2 pseudogenes are annotated in these 895 nt (G+C 57.5%); both read left to right on the top strand.

The window, feature by feature from the left end:
* Positions 1–153 (top strand): annotated as a pseudogene (locus ACIOZM_RS31920) (hypothetical protein); the annotation flags it as partial.
* A gap of 28 nt (positions 154–181) precedes the next feature.
* Positions 182–895 (top strand): annotated as a pseudogene (gene tssC / locus ACIOZM_RS31915) (type VI secretion system contractile sheath large subunit); the annotation flags it as partial.

Raw genomic sequence — 895 nt, 5'->3', positions numbered from 1 at the left:
CTTACTTTCCTGACTTATTTTCTAGCTGATCCCCCGCAAAGTCCTCGCGCCTAAATTTCTGCGCGAGGGAACGTTCATGTTCGACCCGACGACGAATCCCGCGGTCGCGTACTCGGTGAGCTGGGCCTGAACGCCGCAGCCACGGACGCTTGAGACTCCAGTAGCCAAGGAAGCCAACACAATGAGCACTAGCGCAGCACAAGAGAAGAGCGCCGGCAACGGCGAGTACAGCATTCTCGACAGCATCATCGCCGAAACCCGCCTGACGCCGGACGACGAAGCCTATGACATCGCCAAGCGCGGTGTGTCGGCTTTCATCGAAGAGCTGCTCAAGCCGCAGAACAACGGTGAGCCGGTCAAGAAAGCCATGGTTGACCGCATGATCGCCGAGATCGATGCCAAGCTCAGCCGGCAGATGGACGAAATCCTGCACCACCCGGACTTCCAGGCTCTGGAATCGTCGTGGCGTGGTCTGCAACTGCTGGTCGACCGCACCAACTTCAGCTAAAACTTCAAGTTCTTAATCCTCAACGTCTCCAAAGACGACCTGCTGGACGATTTCGAAGACTCGCCGGAAGTCATGCAGTCGGGCCTGTACAAGCACATCTACACCGCTGAATACGGCCAGTTCGGTGGTCAGCCGGTTGGCGCGATCATCGCTAACTACTACATGTCCCCAAGCTCGCCGGACGTGAAACTTATGCAGTACGTTTCCAGCGTAGCCTGCATGTCCCACGCGCCATTCATCGCGGCTGCCGGTCCGAAGTTCTTCGGTCTGGAAAGCTTCACCGGCCTGCCGGATCTGAAAGATCTGAAAGACCACTTCGAAGGCCCGCAATTCGCCAAATGGCAGAGCTTCCGTACCTCGGAAGACTCCCGCTACGTTGGCCTGACC

The organism is Pseudomonas sp. NPDC087346 (assembly GCF_044744235.1).
In the GTDB taxonomy this organism is placed as follows: Bacteria; Pseudomonadota; Gammaproteobacteria; order Pseudomonadales; family Pseudomonadaceae; genus Aquipseudomonas.
This window is presented reverse-complemented; position numbering and strand designations above follow the sequence as displayed.